The 17167-nt window shown below is 60.6% G+C and carries 15 protein-coding genes; 9 read left to right on the top strand and 6 right to left on the bottom strand.

The window, feature by feature from the left end:
* Nucleotides 1–67 precede the first annotated feature (67 nt).
* Nucleotides 68–766, top strand: coding sequence for an RNA polymerase sigma factor FliA (locus DCS96_RS10385; RefSeq protein WP_116474192.1), 699 nt, complete (start codon nucleotides 68–70; stop codon nucleotides 764–766).
* Nucleotides 767–772: 6 nt separating this feature from the next.
* Here the strand turns inward: DCS96_RS10385 and DCS96_RS10380 are convergent, their stop codons facing one another.
* The gene (locus tag DCS96_RS10380; RefSeq protein ID WP_116474610.1) at nucleotides 773–1648 is read right to left on the bottom strand and encodes a LysR family transcriptional regulator; all 876 of its coding nucleotides are present in this window, start codon (nucleotides 1646–1648) and stop codon (nucleotides 773–775) included.
* A 167-nt stretch (nucleotides 1649–1815) separates the two neighbouring features.
* Here DCS96_RS10380 and DCS96_RS10375 point away from each other — a divergent pair, with 167 nt between their 5' ends.
* The 5 genes from DCS96_RS10375 to DCS96_RS10355 all read left to right on the top strand — a co-directional run bounded on the left by DCS96_RS10375 (nucleotide 1816) and on the right by DCS96_RS10355 (nucleotide 7106).
* A complete protein-coding gene (locus DCS96_RS10375; protein WP_116474191.1) occupies nucleotides 1816–2940 on the top strand; it encodes an S-(hydroxymethyl)glutathione dehydrogenase/class III alcohol dehydrogenase in 1125 nt (374 codons plus the stop codon).
* A gap of 139 nt (nucleotides 2941–3079) precedes the next feature.
* Nucleotides 3080–3919 (top strand): S-formylglutathione hydrolase, encoded by an 840-nt coding sequence (gene fghA, locus DCS96_RS10370; RefSeq protein WP_116474190.1) that lies wholly within the window; start codon nucleotides 3080–3082, stop codon nucleotides 3917–3919.
* A gap of 214 nt (nucleotides 3920–4133) precedes the next feature.
* Nucleotides 4134–5099, top strand: coding sequence for an HlyD family secretion protein (locus DCS96_RS10365; RefSeq protein ID WP_116474189.1), 966 nt, complete (start codon nucleotides 4134–4136; stop codon nucleotides 5097–5099).
* Nucleotides 5092–6024 (top strand): ABC transporter ATP-binding protein, encoded by a 933-nt coding sequence (locus DCS96_RS10360; protein ID WP_116474609.1) that lies wholly within the window; start codon nucleotides 5092–5094, stop codon nucleotides 6022–6024. Before DCS96_RS10365 ends, DCS96_RS10360 begins: the two co-directional genes overlap by 8 nt.
* Nucleotides 6021–7106, top strand: coding sequence for an ABC transporter permease (locus tag DCS96_RS10355; protein ID WP_116474188.1), 1086 nt, complete (start codon nucleotides 6021–6023; stop codon nucleotides 7104–7106). Before DCS96_RS10360 ends, DCS96_RS10355 begins: the two co-directional genes overlap by 4 nt.
* A 132-nt stretch (nucleotides 7107–7238) precedes the next feature.
* Here the strand turns inward: DCS96_RS10355 and DCS96_RS10350 are convergent, their stop codons facing one another.
* On the bottom strand, nucleotides 7239–8735 hold the full coding sequence (locus tag DCS96_RS10350; protein ID WP_116474187.1) for an amidohydrolase family protein: 1497 nt from the start codon (nucleotides 8733–8735) through the stop codon (nucleotides 7239–7241).
* 140 nt (nucleotides 8736–8875) lie between these two features.
* On the opposite strand from DCS96_RS10350, the gene DCS96_RS10345 reads away from it, so the two are divergent.
* The gene (locus DCS96_RS10345; protein WP_198650049.1) at nucleotides 8876–9646 is read left to right on the top strand and encodes an ABC transporter substrate-binding protein; all 771 of its coding nucleotides are present in this window, start codon (nucleotides 8876–8878) and stop codon (nucleotides 9644–9646) included.
* Between the two features lie 24 nt (nucleotides 9647–9670).
* On the opposite strand, the gene DCS96_RS10340 is transcribed toward DCS96_RS10345, so the two are convergent.
* The 4 genes from DCS96_RS10340 to yjeH form a co-directional block, all read right to left on the bottom strand.
* Complete coding sequence (locus tag DCS96_RS10340) at nucleotides 9671–10468, bottom strand: response regulator transcription factor (protein ID WP_232818221.1); 798 nt, start codon at nucleotides 10466–10468, stop codon at nucleotides 9671–9673.
* 77 nt (nucleotides 10469–10545) lie between these two features.
* Complete coding sequence (locus DCS96_RS10335) at nucleotides 10546–11652, bottom strand: class II histone deacetylase (RefSeq protein ID WP_116474185.1); 1107 nt, start codon at nucleotides 11650–11652, stop codon at nucleotides 10546–10548.
* A gap of 23 nt (nucleotides 11653–11675) precedes the next feature.
* Nucleotides 11676–13121: a Na+/H+ antiporter NhaC family protein gene (locus DCS96_RS10330; protein ID WP_116474184.1), complete on the bottom strand. Its 1446-nt coding sequence runs from the start codon at nucleotides 13119–13121 to the stop codon at nucleotides 11676–11678.
* Between the two features lie 126 nt (nucleotides 13122–13247).
* A complete protein-coding gene (gene yjeH / locus DCS96_RS10325; protein WP_116474183.1) occupies nucleotides 13248–14525 on the bottom strand; it encodes an L-methionine/branched-chain amino acid transporter in 1278 nt (425 codons plus the stop codon).
* Nucleotides 14526–14664: 139 nt separating this feature from the next.
* Here yjeH and DCS96_RS10320 point away from each other — a divergent pair, with 139 nt between their 5' ends.
* Entirely contained in the window at nucleotides 14665–15090 is a 426-nt protein-coding gene (locus tag DCS96_RS10320) for an Lrp/AsnC family transcriptional regulator (RefSeq protein ID WP_116474182.1), read from the top strand.
* A gap of 9 nt (nucleotides 15091–15099) precedes the next feature.
* Entirely contained in the window at nucleotides 15100–17115 is a 2016-nt protein-coding gene (locus DCS96_RS10315) for a UvrD-helicase domain-containing protein (RefSeq protein WP_116474181.1), read from the top strand.
* The last annotated feature ends 52 nt before the right edge of the window (nucleotides 17116–17167 follow it).

Raw genomic sequence — 17167 nt, 5'->3', positions numbered from 1 at the left:
CGAGTAACAGATAAGAATATCATGACAGCCAGGCCTCCCGGCATGGGGGCCGTCTAGAGGTAACAGCATGTACACGGCACAGGGCAAAATGAGTCAGGGGATACTGCTGGAGCAGTATTATCCCATGGTCAGACGGCAGGCGCTGGCGCTGCAGGTCCGGCTGCCGGCCAGCATAGAGCTGGATGACCTGATCCAGGCCGGTATGGTGGGACTGCTCGACGCCTTCGGACGCTTCGATGCCGGCGCCGGTGCCAGCTTTACCACCTTTGCCAGTCAACGGGTCCGCGGCGCCATGATCGATGAGCTGCGCACCCGTGACTGGTTGCCGCGCAGCGTACGGCGTGGTGGCCGCGCTGTGGATGCCTGCGTGCACCGGCTGGAGCAACGTCTGGGACGACCACCGGAAGAACGGGAAATCGCCGCCGAGCTCGGGATCAGCCTGCGGGATTATCAGCAGTTGCTCAACGACACCAACAATGGTCAGCTGCTGCCCTATGAGGAGCTGGGTGAGGAGCCGTTCAGCGATGATGGGCAGGGTCAGGCATCGCCGGTTGCGGCCCTGCTCGAGGGAGAGCAAAGGCAGCGGCTGATGGCAGCGATTGAGGCCCTGCCGGAACGGGAAAAGCTGTTGATGGCCCTGTATTATCAGGAAGAACTTAACCTCAAGGAAATCGGTGCCGTGCTCGGGGTGAGCGAGTCCCGGGTATGCCAGCTGCACAGTCAGGCGGTCAGCCGGCTGCGGGCCCGGCTGCTGGACGGCGAATAGGGCCGGCTATTTCTTGCCCAGGCGGGCGACCAGGTAATCCACCAGCAGCCGTACCTTGGGCGACAGATGGCGATTATGGGGATAGAGTACCCAGACGCCGTCATCGGGAAGCCGGTATTCCTCCAGCAGGCTGACCAGGGTGCCCTGTCGCAGTTCCTCCTGCACGTAGTAATCGGGCAGTTGCACTATGCCGATGCCCTTTAATGCCGCGTCTTTCAGTGCCAATCCCGAGTTGCAGTGCCAGCCGGATCCCAGGCGCAGGTTTTTGGGCTTGCCGTCTTCCACCAGGCGCCAGTGATCCAGGCTGCCCGCCAGGCACTGATGATGTGCCAGTTCGGTCAGGGTGTGAGGGGTGCCATGGCGGGCGAGGTAGCCGGGGGAGGCGCACAGATACTGGGTCCGCCGGGCAAGCTTGCGGCACATCATGCTGGAGGAGTCGAGGGTACCCAGGCGGATCGCCAGATCAAAGCCTTTTTCCACCAGATCGACCGCCTGGTTGGTGAGCATCAGTTCCAGCTCCAGTTGCGGATAGAGCAGCAGGAAATCGTTGACCAGGGGCGCGAGGAAGCGCTCACCGTAATAGACGGGCGCAGTGATACGCAGTGTGCCGGTGGGTTTGCCTTCCATCGCCATCACCGCCCGCTCGGCTTCGGCCAGATCATCCAGGACTTTACGGGCATGGTGGTAATAAACCTGACCGACTTCGGTCAGCCGGAGCTTGCGGGTGGTACGGTACAGCAGTTTGGCACCGAGCCTGTCCTCCAGCTGGTTGATGCGCCGGCTGACATGGGCTACCGAGACTTCCAGCCGCCTGGCGGCGGCGGTAAAACTCTCGGTTTCCACCACATAGACAAATTCGTTGAGTCCTTCCCACTTCATCATTATTACCCAGATGTAAAAATCATTTTCGTATCCCCCCATTATCATCAGTCGTCGACGTAATACAATGGCGCTATCGGTCGTGGCTCGGCACGGGATCAGGCATGCTTCCTTGCCCGTCGGCCACCGGCCACTATATTTATTGCACTGCAAATAACGGGAGTTAAGTAATGGACATGATCAAGACCCGCGCCGCCGTCGCCTGGGAAGCCGGCAAGCCGCTCTCCATCGAAGAAGTGGATCTGATGCCGCCCCAGAAGGGTGAAGTGCTGGTACGCATCGTCGCCACCGGCGTTTGTCATACCGATGCCTTTACCCTGTCTGGTGATGATCCCGAAGGGATATTCCCGGCGATCCTCGGCCACGAAGGCGGCGGCATCGTCGAGGCGGTCGGCGAGGGCGTGACCAGTCTGGAAGTGGGTGATCACGTGATCCCCCTGTATACCGCCGAATGCGGCGTATGCAAATTCTGCAAGTCCGGCAAGACCAACCTGTGTCAGGCGGTACGTGCCACTCAGGGCAAGGGGCTGATGCCCGATGGCACCACCCGTTTCTTCAAGGATGGCAAGCCGATTTTCCACTACATGGGCTGTTCCACCTTCGCCGAGCGTACCGTGGTGCCCGAGATCTCCCTGGCCAAGATCAACAAGGCGGCCCCGCTGGAGAAAGTCTGCCTGCTGGGCTGTGGCGTAACCACCGGCATGGGCGCGGTCAAGAACACCGCCAATGTGCAGGAAGGCGATACCGTGGCGGTATTCGGCCTGGGCGGCATCGGCCTGGCGGTGATCATCGGTGCGGCCATGGCCAAGGCCAGCCGCATCATCGCCATCGACATCAATGAAGACAAGTTCGATATCGCCAAGAAGCTGGGCGCGACCGAGTGCATCAACCCCAACGACTACGACAAGCCGATCCAGGATGTGATTGTCGAGCTGACCGATGGCGGCGTGGACTATTCCTTCGAGTGTATCGGTAACGTCAAGGTGATGCGTTCCGCCCTGGAATGCTGCCACAAGGGCTGGGGTGAATCGGTGATCATCGGTGTCGCCGGCGCCGGTCAGGAAATTTCCACCCGTCCGTTCCAACTGGTGACCGGCCGGGTATGGAAAGGCTCCGCCTTCGGTGGTGTCAAGGGGCGTTCCCAGCTGCCGGGTATCGTCGAGCAGTACCTGAACGGCGAATTCGAACTGGATACCTTCATCACCCACACCATGGGTCTTGAAGATATCAACCATGCCTTCGACCTGATGCACGAAGGCAAGTCGATCCGTTCGGTGATCCTGTACGATAAATAAACTTAAAGGCAGCTGTAAGCCGTCAGTTTTAAGCTGTAAGACAAACATGGTGGCTTGCAGGCACGGCGTTTGCCTGCAAGCCGTACAGGGCGCCTTACAGCTGATGGCTTGAAGCTTACAGCTCCCCGAAGGGGAAATAATGCAACTGATACAAGAGCAAAAAAGCTTTGGCGGTCGCCAAATCCGCTACCAGCACGACTCCGCCGCCCTTAACTGCTCCATGCAGTTTTCGGTGTTTCTGCCGCCCCAGGCGGAGCAGGGCAAGGTGCCCGCCGTTTACTGGCTGTCGGGCCTGACCTGCAGCGATGAAAACTTTTCCAGCAAGGCAGGCGCCCAGCGGGTGGCGGCCGAGTTGGGAGTGGCGTTGATCATCCCCGATACCAGCCCCCGTGGCGAAGGCGTGGCCGATGATGAAAACGGTGCCTATGATCTGGGTCTGGGTGCCGGCTTCTATGTCAATGCCACTCAGGCTCCCTGGAGTCGCCACTACCATATGTATGACTATGTGCTGAGCGAATTGCCGGCGCTGGTGGAGGCCGAGCTGCCGCTGGATGGTCGCCGCGCCATCAGCGGTCATTCCATGGGGGGGCACGGTGCCCTGGTGCTGGCGCTGCGCAATCCCGAGCGGTTTGTGTCGGTCTCGGCTTTCGCACCCATCTCCAACCCGAGCGACTGCCCCTGGGGCCACAAGGCGCTGGGTGCCTATCTGGGGGACGACAGGCAGGCCTGGGCCCGGTATGACGCCAGCCTGTTGCTGAAAGAGCATGGCTGCACATTGCCGATCCTGGTGGATCAGGGTGAAGCAGACAATTTTCTGGCCGAGCAACTCAAGCCCCAGGCGCTGGCCCAGGCCGCCGAGCAGGCGGGCGCGGCCCTCACCCTGCGTATGCAGCCCGGTTACGATCACAGCTATTACTTTATTGCCAGCTTTATCGAGGATCACCTGCGCTTTCACGCAGAGCACCTGGCCAACCACTAACACCCCTGGCACTGGTTCCCACGCTCAGCGTGGGAACATTCCTTGGTATGATCGCCTTTACCCCCTTGATGTGAGCCCATTGTCAACAACCGGGCCTCTTCAGGCATAACGCTGTGCTGCGCAGCCGGCTCATTGCAGCCAATCCTGATCCATCGCAATCAATCCCTCGCACACTTCGGCTAAGCTCAACCCATAAGCTTCATTGGACACTGATATGCCGTATTCGCTTTGCCTGGTCCTGTGGATTTTCAGTTTCTTGCTCGCTGCCTGTGGGCCTGTTCCGGATGAGCGCTGGCTCGGTACCCTGGAGCGGGATCGTATCGAGCTGACCGCCACCGCCGACGAGCTGGTGCTTGAGCTACCGGTGGCGGAGGGAGCAAGGGTTGCTGCCGGGGAGTTGCTGGTGCGTCTTGATGACGCCCGCCAGCAGCTTGAACTGAATCGCCAGCAGGCCCGGCTGCGCCAGGTCGAGGCTGAGTTGGCCCGGCTGTTGGCGGGCGCCCGGGCCGAGGATATCAAGGCGTCCCGCGCCGAGCTGGCCCGGTTTCAGGCATTGTTGCCGGAGGCGGCACGTAACCTGGGACGTATCCGCACCCTGGCGGCCCGCCGGCTGGCGAGCCAGGCCGAACTGGACCGGGTGCGGGCCGACCATGATCAGCTTCAGGCCAGGATAGAGGGTGCCCGGCAGCGGCTGGCCAGGCAGGTGGCGGGTAACCGGATCGAAGATATCGATGCCGCCTACGCGGCCCGGGATGCCATCCAGGCCGAACTGGCCCTGTCCCGCTATCACCTGGATGAACTTGCCGTGCATGCCAGCCGGGCCGGTATCCTGGAAAGCCTGCCCTATCAGGTAGGCGATCGGGTAGCCAGGGGCGCGGTCGTGGCGGTGCTGCAGGCTGAGGGCGCACCCTATGCCCGTATCTATGTGCCGGCCAATAAGCGCACCGGACTCCACATTGGTGATGCGCTGCGGGTATGGGTAGACGGCATCGAGGCGCCTTATGATGGTCGTTTAAGCTGGATAGCCACCGAGCCGGCATTCAGCCCCTATTATGCCCTGACCGAGGGTGAACGCAGCCGGCTCATGTATCTGGTCAAGGTACAGCTGCCCGCTCACGCTGCGGGGCTGCCTTCCGGGATCCCGGCCCAAGCCTTGCCGGAGGTATATGCTGATGAGTGAGCCGGCCATTCGTACCCGGGGGCTGACCCGTCGTTTCGGCGAGCTTGTCGCCGTTGACCGGCTGGATCTGACTATTCCCGGCGGCACCATTTACGGCTTCCTCGGTCCCAACGGCAGCGGCAAGTCGACCTGTATCCGCATGCTGACCGGCCTGTTGTTGCCCACTGCCGGCGAGATGGCCGTGCTGGGGCTGGCCATCCCCGAGCAGGCCGAAGCCCTGCGTCGCCGGGTCGGTTATATGACCCAGAAGTTTTCCCTCTATGAGGACCTGTCGGTGCAGGAAAACCTGGCCTTTGTCGGCCAGGTCTACGGCCTGGGGGCCAAGGCTGCCCGCGATCGTATTCGCGAACTGCTGGGCAGCTATGAGCTGGAGTCCCTGTCCCGTCGTTATGCGGGCACCCTGAGCGGTGGCCAGAAACAGCGACTGGCACTGGCCGCCGCCACCTTGCACCGGCCGGACCTGCTGTTACTCGACGAACCGACTTCGGCGGTGGATCCGGAGAACCGGCGGGATTTCTGGGAGAAACTGTTTGATCTGTGCGAAGGCGGCACCAGCATACTGGTGAGCACCCACTATATGGATGAAGCCGAGCGCTGTCATGGGTTGGCCATCCTGGAAAACGGTGTCAAGCGCGCTGATGGTTCCCCGGAGCAACTGATGACCGACATGGGGGTCAGCGTGCTGGAAGTGGCCGTCCCCGGCTTGCGCGAGCTGAAAACCCGGCTGTTGGCGTTGGACGGTGTGCGTTCCGTTGCCCAGCTGGGGTTGAGACTACGGGTGCTGGTGGCGGCGCAGATTGATGACCCGGCCGGTTGGCTGCGGCAGCGCCTGCCGGAGCTGCTGGCCGGGGCCGAGATCAACCGGGTACGTCCCAACCTGGAAGATGTATTTGTCAGCTGTACCGGCGGGCGGGGGAGACCATGAACAGCCTGAGACGTATCCAGGCGGTGATGATGAAGGAGTTTCGCCAGCTGTCACGGGATCGGCTGACCTTCGCCATGGTGGTGATGGTACCGCTTATCCAGCTGTTGCTGTTTGGTTATGCCATCAATACCAAGGTGCGGGATATCCCGGTGGCGCTGGTGGATCAGGCCGGCACCGGCCAGAGTCGGGAATGGGTGGCCCGGTTGGGCGCCAGTCAGCTGATTACCTTCAGCGAGCGGTTCCTTCACCCGGATGAGGCCGAAACGGCGATTGTCGCCGGCCGGGTGCGGGCGGCGCTGATCCTGCCGGCCGATCTCGAGCGGCGCCGGCAGGACGACCGGCCTCTGGGCCAGTGGCTGGTGGATGGCTCGGATACCCTGATTGCCAGTGCCATACTGCAACTGGCGAATCTGCCCGAGGATCCGCGCCAGGTCCGCCCGCAGGGCAACTTCGAGGTGTCTCTGTTGTTCAATCCGGAGCGGCGGGCGGCGGTCAATATCATCCCCGGCTTGATCGGGGTGATCCTGACCATGACCATGGTGCTGTTTACCGCCTCGGCCATCGTCCGCGAGCGGGAGCGGGGCAACCTGGAGCTGCTGATCACCACCCCGGTGCGGCCGATGGAGCTGATGATCGGCAAGATAGTCCCCTATATATTCGCCGGCCTGGTGCAGCTGGTGATCATCCTCGGCCTGGGTTATTTCATTTTCTCCGTGCCGTTCAACGGCAGCCCGCTGCAGTTGTTGCTGGCCACCCTGCTGTTTATTGCCGCCAGCCTGGTGCTGGGGTTGGTGATCTCCACCCTGGCCCAGAGCCAGCTGCAGGCCATGCAGATGACGGTGTTTGTATTGATCCCCTCGATCCTGCTGTCCGGCTTTATGTTTCCCTATGAAGGTATGCCGCTGGTTGCCCAGTGGCTGGCGGAGGGACTGCCCGCGACCCATTACATGCGGCTGGCCCGGGGCATACTGCTGCGCGATGCGGATCTGCCGGCGCTGGCGCCCGACGCCCTCTGGCTGGCGGGCTTTACCTTGCTGGGACTGGTGGTGGCGGCCAGGCGTTTCAGGAAACGGCTGGACTAACCGCAGGCCAGGGGCGAGGGTGAGATGCGACATCTAGACACGCTATCAGGCCACCAGAGAGGGGGGTGAAGTGTCATAGGTTACCGGTTTCCCGCCATGTTACGAGCCCTGTTATCCTGCTCGGGTAACGCATCAATCACACAGTGGCATTTGTGCACCTTGTTCATCGGCATAGGGCAGGGTGGGGGTAATCAAGGAACGCCACGGCGGATTATCAAACGCCCGCTGACTGTGACTCTGTATTAATACCTGATACTGTTCAGACGCTTGTCTTTGCAACGCTGTCTCATCGCTTCCTTGCACGATAAAGTCGTTCATTACACATTGGCCATTGATAAAGCTGGCCTTGCAGTCTCTCCCGGTGGCCGACAAGATCAGGTTCTTGATTGGATCGAATAGGGGGCCGATGTGAAAACCGCCAAGATCAAAAACGGTAATATCGGCTTTTGCCCCTGGCGCTAGCCGTCCTAGGTCTTCCCGGCCCAGTGCCCTCGCGCCACCAAGGGTGGCTGCGTTATACAAGTCCAGCACCTGGGTATGATGTTCAGGAAATTCCTGCAACCGGGCTATGTTGTAGCCCTGTCGGAGGTTATCTATGGGATCGGCCGGGAAGGTGTCGGTCCCCATGGCAAGATTTATCCCTTGTTTCAGGTATCGGCCAACGGAGTTCAGGGCTTCACCATCGCGGGCAAATACAATAGGGCAGTGCACTACGGTGCTTTGGTAATCTCGCAGGCGGATAATATCATCCTGATTGTTAACGCTAACCATAGGGTGGCCGCTAATGTAGATGCCGTGAGGTAAGATGGCTCGGGGAGAAAGTAAGGAAAGTGATTCCAGCCAGCCTAAGGGGGTATGGCCGCGTAACGCAAGCACAGTTTCAAACTCGGTGACCGACTGGCAGCAGTGTAAGCGTACCGGGGCATCAAGCTCTTGGCTCAGCGCAGCAGTGCGTGACAGCAATGCCGGTGTACAAGTTTCAATGCGGTCAGGTAACAAGGCCCCCTGAATCAAGCCGTTGTTGCTGTTGTGGTAGTTATGAAAAAAGCGTTCTGCCTCAGCGAGTCCGCTTAAGCCTTTCTGCTCATCCCAGTGAGCCCGTCGCTCGCCCTGGCGAGTAAAATAGGTCATGCCACTCATATAGCAGGGACCAAGGTAGGCCCTGATACCAAGGGCTGCAGCTTCTTCGGCTACGCCGCGGAATTCATCATAGGTCTCGGCCCATTGGCGATAATACATGGAGGTGATGGGCATTGCCGTGGTAACGCCATTGCGAATGAGCTGGGTAAAGGCATAGCGGTATTTAAAGCGTTCTTGTTCGGGTGTGTAGCTTTCGTGCGGGCCCGCCACCAGATAGTCTTCGCTCCACTGGCGGCCCATTCGCCAGCCTTCATTGCCGTCATAGGTCAGTATTGTTGAGTCCAGGTCGCTCAACGCGTCCAGATCAATAAAGCCTGGGCCGATGAGGGCCTGGCCGTAGTGGTGCCAGCGATCGACCCTACCCTGATAATCTCGTCCCACATATATAATGGTATCGCCCTTAAATACCACCTGTCCGTTGCGCCACAGTACGTGTTTAGCCCCGTCAAATCCCACTACATATGCGGCGCTCAGCCCGGTCGTAAACATATCGCTTCCCTAAATCACCCATGTATTGCTAGCAATAGTATCAGGTGTTATTGTTCATTTGTTATTTTATTGTAAATGATTTTATGCCTTGGCGTGACCGATTACCAATCCTTAGAATGGAGTAGATTATGAAAGGACGCATAACGAAAGCCATGCTGTTGACCGCTGCCCTGGCTACCGCCCCCGGTGCGCTAGCGCAAAAATGGGAAACTGTTCGCTTTGGAGTGGAAGGTGCCTATCCTCCGTTTTCTTACACTCAGCAAGATGGCACCCTTGCCGGCTTTGATATCGATCTGGCTTACGCCTTATGTGAGGAAATGCAGGTGAAATGTGAGCTGGTTGCCCAGGATTGGGATGGCATTATACCGGCCCTGCTGGCAAGAAAGTATGACGCCATTATCGCGGCCATGGCTATTACTGAAGAACGCAAGCGAGCAGTGGACTTCACCGATAAATATTCCAAGGTTCCCAACCGTTTTGTGGTACCCAATGATTCCCCCCTCAGCATTACCCCCGAAGGGCTGAAAGATAAAAAAATAGGTGTGCAACGGGCGACGACTCACGACAAGTATATTACCGATAACTTCGGCAGTGACGTTAACATAGTGCGCTATGGCAGCACGGATGAAGCCTATTTGGACTTACGTTCAGGTCGTGTAGATGCTGTGTTGTCTGATGTATTGGCTATCCAGGAAGGGTTGCTGAAAAAAGAGGGCGGGCATAACTTCAGTCTCGTCGGGCCCACCATTACTGATTCCCGTTGGTTTGGTGAAGGCTCCGGTATTGCGGTAAGAAAACAGAATACTGACTTAAAAAACATGTTGAACAAGGCCATTACCGGGCTGCGAGAGAGCGGAAAATACCAGGAAATTAACGCTAAATACTTTGATTTTGATATCTATGGCGACTAACTGAGCGTTAGGTGTTTACTGTGTTCAGAGGGTGTTCACCCCCTGATGCTGCAGAAACAGTTGAAACAGCATCGACTGACTGTTGATGCCGAGCTTGCTGTAGATATGTTTGCGGTGGTTCTTGACCGTGCCCGGGCTGATGGACAGGTGTTCGGCGATGGCGTTTGAGCTGTAGCCCTGCAGGATCAGCCGGGTTACTTCCTGCTCGCGTTCGCTCAGCTGTCCCGCGGCAAAGGTTGCCAGACCTTGATGTGCACTTTCTTCCTGCTGACTCTGCCATTGCCACTGGTGCTGCTCCAACAAGGCCTGCAGCAGGGGAAACAGATAGCGCATCTGGGTGCTCAGCGTCTGCTTGTCGAGGCTGTCGGGTCGCCGGTAGAAGCCGAACGAGAAGGCGAGGGAGCCCATCTGGTCGCCGGCGAAAAAACACATCAGCTCATCGTGCAGCCCCAGCTCGGTATAGTAGGTGGAGAAATATTCGGAATGACGAAAGCCCCCGGGGGCGATTTCGTCAAGGGTGAATACCCCCTGTGTCGCTCGGTTGAGCCAATGCTGATAGAAGGGATCCAGCAGGTACATGCCGGCGCAATAGGGGTGCAGGGTCTTGCGCCACTGCCGATCGCTCAGGTTGTGCAGCAGGATATCCGGGCGCCGATGGACATGCAGCCGGCACAGCACCAGATCGATACCGGGAAAGTAATCCTCCAGGCAGGCCCTCAGCTGTGGCAGAAACTGTTCTGAGTTAATGGCGGCCAGCACCCGGGCCAGCGGTGCCAGCGAGGCGGGGGCGATATCCGGACGCATGGTGTTGATAAAAGGCATTGTCGTTTGGGTGGTAAGTAAAAGGTAACATCCGGGGCAAGTCCTGGCCAGCGTCAGGGGCCGGCCAGGAATGTCTGCTAAGGTCGTATATCCTGCAGCAGTGGCTGCAGGCTTTCCAGCAGGGCCGACTGATGGGCCTGTAGCGGCTGCTGGCCCCAGCGGGCGATATCGGCCCCGGCCGGATCGGGCACATGTATCTCGCTGCCGCTCAGGGTTTCTATAACCCTGTGGCCGCAAAAGGGCACATAGCCTTCGGAATACCCGCCCTCATGGACCATCACCAGCCGGCCGCCGCATAGACGCTCGGCGGCAGCCATCACCCGGGCGGTAAGGCTGCCGAAGCTGTCGGCGTTGAGCAGCATGCAGCCCAGGGGATCCATGGCGCTGGCATCATAGCCGCAGGCAACCAGGATCAGCTCTGGTCGGAATCGATCCAGTGCTGGGATCACCAGCTGATCCATGGCCGCCAGGTAGCAGCCGATACCCGAGCCGGCAGGCAGGGGAATATTGAGGTTGTTGCCCCAGCCACTGCCTTCACCGCGTTCCCCTGTTCCGCCCGAGTCGATTGGATAATTGTTGTCGTGGTGCAGCGAGATGGTGAGCACCTCGGCGTCGCGATAAAACGCCTGCTGGGTGCCGTTGCCGTGGTGCACATCCCAGTCGATCACCGCCACCTTGCGGACCAGGCCCTTGGCCTGGGCCGCTCTGATGGCGATGGGGATATTGCCGAGCAGGCAGAACCCCATGCCTCGATCGGCCTCGGCATGGTGTCCGGGCGGTCGCGACAGGCAATAACCGTTGTCGAGCTCCCCCCTGAGCACCGCCTCCACCGTGGCCATGGCCAGGCCGGCCGACTGGCAGGCGATGGGGAAGGCATCCTGGCGGAAAGGCGCATACTGGCCGGCATTGCCGAAGCCCTGTTCGCTCATGGTTTCCAGGGTATTGATATAGCGTTCGGTGTGGAAGCGCAGCAGGTCTTCCCGGGCCGCCGGCCCTCCCTTGATCGGCTCCAGTTGTTCGAGCAGGCCGCTTACCGCCAGCAGGTTGCGCAGCCGGCGTTTGGTTTCCGGGTGCTCGGCGGCGGCGCCGGGCTGGACAAAGCCGCCGGGCTGGTCAAAGACGGAGCAGGGGCCGGCATCGTGCCACATGCATATTTCGTGAAAGGCAAATCCGGTGCGTTTCATGGGGTCTCCTTTGGTAAATAGAGTTATGCCAGCAGCCAGAGCAGGACTGTGGTGATCGCTGCCGCTATCAGGGTGTAGGGCAGCTGGGTCAGGGCATGCTGCATGGGAGTGATACCGCAGCCTTTGGCGGATATCACGGTGGAGTCACCGAAGAAGCAGGCGTGGCTGCCGAAGGCGCCGGCGGAGATCAGCGCGCCCAGGGTTAGCGCCATATCGGCATTCAGTGCTTGGGCCAGGGGGATCATGATCGGAAAGGCAATGGCATAGACACCCCAGAAGGAACCGGTGGCAAAGGTCAGCGCCGCCAGCACCAGGAAGCTGAGGGCCGGCAGCCAGCGGGCATTCATATAGGGGGTGATGGTGTCTATCAGGTAAGGTGCCAGGCCCAGCTGTTCGTTGACCGCCTGCAGCACAAAGGCGGCGAAAACAATACCCAGGGGCAGCAGCATGGTGCCGACGCCGTGGAGGATTTCATCAAACAGCCGGGGCAGGCTGGCCAGCCCCTGAACCCGGTACAGCACCAGGCTGACCACCAAGGCACAACCCACCCCCATCAGCGCGTCGATATCGAAATACCAGGTGGCCAGCAGCAGGGTCAGGACCGGCAGCACAAAATTGATCAGCCGGGGCGGCTGTCGGGTGTCGTTATCAGCTTCGGATTGATGGTTGCCGTCTCCGGCCGCGGCCCTGTTTTCCGCCTGTTTCATGGCGCCAAAGGTGGGCACCAGGCCGTAGGCCACGGCGGGCACCAGCAGCAACGCGACCCAGGGGTAGATCAGATAGGGCAGCAGGCCGAGGTAATAGTTGAAACCGGTGCCTTCCGCCGCCAGCCCATTGGCTTCGAGCAATCCCGCCAGGTAAATCACCCAGGTGGAGAAGGGAATGATCAGGCACACGGGCGCCGAGGTGGAGTCCACCACATAGGCAAGCATTTCCCGGGAGATCCTGAGCTGGTCCGACAGTTTGCGCATGGCGGTGCTGACGGTGAGTGCATTGAGGTAATCGTCGATAAAGATGGCGATGCCCAGCAGCCAGCTGGCCATCAGGGCGTGCGAGCGGCGCTTGATGTAGCGTCCGAGCGCATCGCTGAACGCCAGGGTCGAGCCGGAAAACTGCAGCAGGGCTGTCAGGCTGCCCAGCAGGCCGCATACCAGGATCAGCCAACCCATGATGGGCCCTTGCATCACTTCCAGCGAGCTGGCGACAAAGTTTTGCAGGGCGTGGCCGGGAGCGACCATGACAAAGCCGACCAGGGTACCGGCGAGCAGGGGCTCCAGGGTCCTGTGGGTGAGCAGCGCCAGCCCGAGCACCACCAGGGTGGGCAGCAGTGCAAACCAGCCAAAACCGGTATCAGTCGCGCCGCTGTTGGCACCCAGCAGGGTGAGCAGCAACAGGGCGCCGCCAAATATCGCCAGCTTGAGCCAGCCGATCGGCAGCCGATCTGCCTTGGGGGTCAGTATTTTTTCCATGTGGTTTCCTCGTCTTCCAGTGACGATTCATCATAGGCGCCGGCCGGCGGGCCGAACCATGTCCCCTAGGGGACATTCGTTGTGATAAAGGTCAAAGAAAGAACAAGGAAACGGCAGGCGATCGGATCAGCTGTCCTTATGAATGGGGCCAAGCGGGCGGATATTGCCGCGTCCGTGCCAATAACGCCAGCCGATGAAGCCGGCGCCCAGTGTCAGTGCATAGGCGGCTTCCAGCCCCAGCGACACGAACACCCCCAGGCACAGCAGGCTGCCGATCAGCGCCAGTCCCCGGTACACACCGTGCAGCAACCTGACGCCGGCCACCATCGCAAGTCCGTAGACCAGGATAAAGTTGCCGTTGGCGTAACGGATCAGCACCTCCAACGGCAGCCGGAACAGCCAGGCCGCCATCACGCACAAGGCACAGGCTCCAATCACCCAGGTCAAGGCGGTAAAGGGCGCGCCATGGCGGTTGCGCCGTGCCAGACCGGCCGGCAGTTTGCCTTCGTCCGCCAGGCTCCACAGCAGGCGGGCAAAGCCCTGAACATAGATATTGATGCTGGCAAAGCAGGCCAGGTAGCCGACCAGGGCCGCGGCCCACCTGGCCTGCTCGCCGAACAGCCCGGCCATCAGCACGGGAATGGAGGTGGTGTTGGTCAGCTCGTCGCCGAATACCCCGAACTTGATCACCGCCAGGGCGCAGCCCAGATAGACCAGCCCGGCCAGCAGCACGCCGAACAACAGCGCCAGGGGAAAATCCCGCTGCGGATTCCTGAATTCCTCGCCCATATGGGTAAAGGCCTCCAGCCCCACATAGCACCAGAACATCACCGCCAGGGCCGCTGGCATTAGCTGCCATTGCACCTGAGTCAGGGCGGGAAAGGCGGGTCTGGCGGCCAGCAGCTCGCCCGCCCACCAGATAGCCAGCAACAGCAGTACTATGGCCAGGGCAATCAGTAACTGCACCAAGCCCGAGGCGCTGGTCTTGCGGCTGCCGAGCAACAGGATAAGTCCGAGGGTGCCAAGCTGTATCAGCAGATCCTGGGTGTTCGACAGCGCGAACAGCGCATGCCAGAAACCGGCGGTCAGGGTCAGCGCCGCCGGCAGCCCCACCGGCAGCACGGCGAGAAACAGGAAAGCCGCCAGTTTTTCCATTGAAGGGCCGAGTGCCCGGCCGATCAGGTGCGGCGCACCGCCTGCATGCGGATAGCTCTGGCCCAGGCGGGCAAAGGTGAAGGCGACCGGCAGCACCAGCACCATCAACAACAGCCAGGCCCACAATGAGCTGGTTCCCGCTATGCCGGCGGCCACCGCCGGTACCACGAAGATACCCGTACCCAGCAGAGAGGTTGCCATCATGCCCGTGCCCTGCAGCAACCCCAGTTCCTTGTTCAAACGGCCCATCTTGTTTCGATTCCATGTCCGAGAATTCTGTTATATTAGCGCCAAACGATAATATTTAAGCTTGGCAGAATGCCGCTTGAGCATGGCGATCCGTCGCTTTTTACCTGCATTTGTCGGGTTTCGGGGAAGAGGGGGTGGAGTGGATAAGTTCGACCAGAAGATCGTGTCCCTGCTGGCAGAAAACGCCCGCATGGCGGTGGCCGGCATCGCCCGCGAGGTGAACCTGTCTCGCTCGGCCGTGTCGGAGCGGATCCGGAGCCTGGAAGAAAGGGGGATCATCAGGGGGTATCATGCCCGCATCGGCAGCCCCAATGCGGGTATCCGGGCTTATTTCGAGCTGTACTACCATATTCATCGTTGCGAGCAATATGCGACCGTGCTGCGCACCATACCCGAAGTCAAACTCTGTTATACCATCAGCGGCGATACCGACATGCTGGTCTATGTGGAGGCCGAGTCCATGGCCCGTCTGGATGCGGTGCGTCTGCAGATTGAACAGATCCCGAATATCAGGATGGTCAAAACCCACATGATCCTGGGTGAGCTGATCAACACCCTGGTATAAGGCGACATCATGCAGATTTATCGGGCCCACTGGCTCGCCCCCCTGTTTAACCACCCCTTCCTGGCTACCGAACTGCGGCCGGAGGGGCTGTTGATCCACCTGAAAGGCGAACAGCACCGATTGAGCTGGGATGAATTGACCGCGCCCCCGGCCCGGCTGAGTGGCCCCCTGTTCTGCCGGTTGCGGCTGTTCTGCAGCCAGGGCGGGATAGAGCTCGCCTGGTTGCCCAGGGCACAGGCGAAACGCCTGGCGCTGGCTGTCACCCGGGGCTGGTACCGGCATCATCTGGCCCGGGTCGAGCCCCTGGCCGAGTCTTGCCTGGAACAGCTGGAGCGGGGCTATCTGCGTCAGTCGCGCTGGCGACGGCTCCAGCAACAAGCGGCGGATGAGCTGGCCCGCTGGCGCCGACCGCCGGCCGACGGGGTGCTGGAAGACCGGCAGCGGGCGGCCTTTGAATTGATCGACACCCTGGCCCGGGCCGGCGATGACTGGCGGGATGCCCGTCGCCAGGAATATATCACCGCTGCACTGGCGCGTTTTGCCTGGCTGTTTGATACCCTGGAGGCGCACCCCCTGACCGAACGTCAGCGTCTGGCCTGTGTAACCGATGAGGATCATAACCTGGTGTTGGCCGGGGCCGGTTGTGGCAAGACCAGTGTGATGGTGGCGCGGGCCGCCTATCTGCTGGCAGCCAAGTTGGCCGACCCCGAACAATTGCTGATGCTGGCCTTCGGCACGGAAGCGGCGGCGGAAATGACCGAACGGCTCACTTCCCAGGCGTCGACCCGGGAGATCAAGGTCAGCACCTTTCATGCCCTGGGGCTGATGATCGTTACCCGAGTGGAAGGACAGGCTCCGATACTCAGCCCCCTGGCCCAGAGCGAGGCGGCCCGACAGGCCCACCTGAGCGGGTGGCTGACGGCGCTGTGCGAGCATAAAGACTACCTCGAACGACTGCTGAACTGGCTCAGCCGGCAGCAGGGTCAATCGGTGTCGGCGGTCGATCCGGAGCGGCTGGCCCGGGAATGGGCACCGCTGGTATCCGCACTCAAGATCTATGGCGAACCGCAGACGGACACGCTCACGCCGTTGCTGGTCGAGCAGCTGGATTTGATGCGGCCCTTGCTTGCCCGTTATCGGGAGGAGCTGATGGCCGCCGGGCATATCGACTTCGACGATATGATAGCGCGCGCCACCGACTATGTGCGGAGCGGCCGTTTCACCGTGCCCTGGCGCCATATCCTGGTCGATGAATTCCAGGATATTTCCCGTCCCCGGGCCGAGTTGCTGAGCGCCCTGCGCGATGCGGCTCCCGAGCTGTCGCTGTTCTGCGTGGGCGACGACTGGCAGGCGATTTACCGTTTCAGCGGCGCCGATGTCGGCCTGACCACCGGCTTTGCCGATTATTTCGGCGCCACCGCCGTCACCTGCCTCGACAAGACTTTCCGCTTCAATAACCGCATCGAAGCGGTCGCCAGCCGGTTCGTCACCCGCAACCCGGCCCAGCTGACCAAGCGCTTGACGACCCACAGCCGTAGCGAGGCGCCTTGTGTGCATGTGTTGCACTGCGCCAACCGACCGGATGCACAGCAGCTCCGGCTGCAGCAGCTGCTGGGACAAATCGCCGGCCGCTCACCGGAAGCCCGGGTGTATCTTTTGGCTCGCTTTCGCTTCGGGCTGCCCGATGAGCAGCGGATGTCCGCCCTGCGTCAGGCCTATCCGCAACTGCAGCTGACCGCCCAGACCCTGCATGGCGCCAAAGGCAAGGAAGCGGATGCGGTGGTGATCCTGGGCCTGACCAGGGGTAGATTCGGTTTTCCGGCCGAGCAGGCCGGCCAGGAATTGCTGGAACTGTTGCTGCCGGCGTCTGAATCCTATGCCCATGCGGAAGAGCGGCGGCTGTTTTATGTGGGTCTGACCCGGGCCCGTGAACAGGTATTTTTGCTGGCCGATGAACAGCGGCCCTCCGCCTTTGTGACCGAGTTGCTGGACGGCAGCTACCAGGGTGTGAGCCGTTGGGGCTGAGCGCTTGCTCTGGTCCCTGTGGTCAGGTTTTGTTAACATAATTCCCCATTAA

This window comes from Zobellella maritima, from assembly GCF_003075035.1.
In the GTDB taxonomy this organism is placed as follows: Bacteria; Pseudomonadota; Gammaproteobacteria; order Enterobacterales; family Aeromonadaceae; genus Oceanimonas; species Oceanimonas maritima.
Note: the sequence above shows the minus strand (reverse complement) of the source record. Positions and strands in the feature narration are given on the sequence as shown.

What these genes read in the sequence shown, in the direction of transcription:
- DCS96_RS10315 (WP_116474181.1), top strand. Translation starts at nt 15,100, where the DNA reads ATGCAGATTTATCGGGCCCACTGGCTCGCCCCCCTGTTTAACCACCCC.
- yjeH (WP_116474183.1), bottom strand. Translation starts at nt 14,525, where the DNA reads ATGGGCCGTTTGAACAAGGAACTGGGGTTGCTGCAGGGCACGGGCATG.
- fghA (WP_116474190.1), top strand. Translation starts at nt 3,080, where the DNA reads ATGCAACTGATACAAGAGCAAAAAAGCTTTGGCGGTCGCCAAATCCGC.
- DCS96_RS10330 (WP_116474184.1), bottom strand. Translation starts at nt 13,121, where the DNA reads ATGGAAAAAATACTGACCCCCAAGGCAGATCGGCTGCCGATCGGCTGG.
- DCS96_RS10385 (WP_116474192.1), top strand. Translation starts at nt 68, where the DNA reads ATGTACACGGCACAGGGCAAAATGAGTCAGGGGATACTGCTGGAGCAG.
- DCS96_RS10340 (WP_232818221.1), bottom strand. Translation starts at nt 10,468, where the DNA reads ATGCCTTTTATCAACACCATGCGTCCGGATATCGCCCCCGCCTCGCTG.
- DCS96_RS10355 (WP_116474188.1), top strand. Translation starts at nt 6,021, where the DNA reads ATGAACAGCCTGAGACGTATCCAGGCGGTGATGATGAAGGAGTTTCGC.
- DCS96_RS10360 (WP_116474609.1), top strand. Translation starts at nt 5,092, where the DNA reads ATGAGTGAGCCGGCCATTCGTACCCGGGGGCTGACCCGTCGTTTCGGC.
- DCS96_RS10380 (WP_116474610.1), bottom strand. Translation starts at nt 1,648, where the DNA reads ATGATGAAGTGGGAAGGACTCAACGAATTTGTCTATGTGGTGGAAACC.
- DCS96_RS10375 (WP_116474191.1), top strand. Translation starts at nt 1,816, where the DNA reads ATGGACATGATCAAGACCCGCGCCGCCGTCGCCTGGGAAGCCGGCAAG.
- DCS96_RS10365 (WP_116474189.1), top strand. Translation starts at nt 4,134, where the DNA reads ATGCCGTATTCGCTTTGCCTGGTCCTGTGGATTTTCAGTTTCTTGCTC.
- DCS96_RS10335 (WP_116474185.1), bottom strand. Translation starts at nt 11,652, where the DNA reads ATGAAACGCACCGGATTTGCCTTTCACGAAATATGCATGTGGCACGAT.
- DCS96_RS10350 (WP_116474187.1), bottom strand. Translation starts at nt 8,735, where the DNA reads ATGTTTACGACCGGGCTGAGCGCCGCATATGTAGTGGGATTTGACGGG.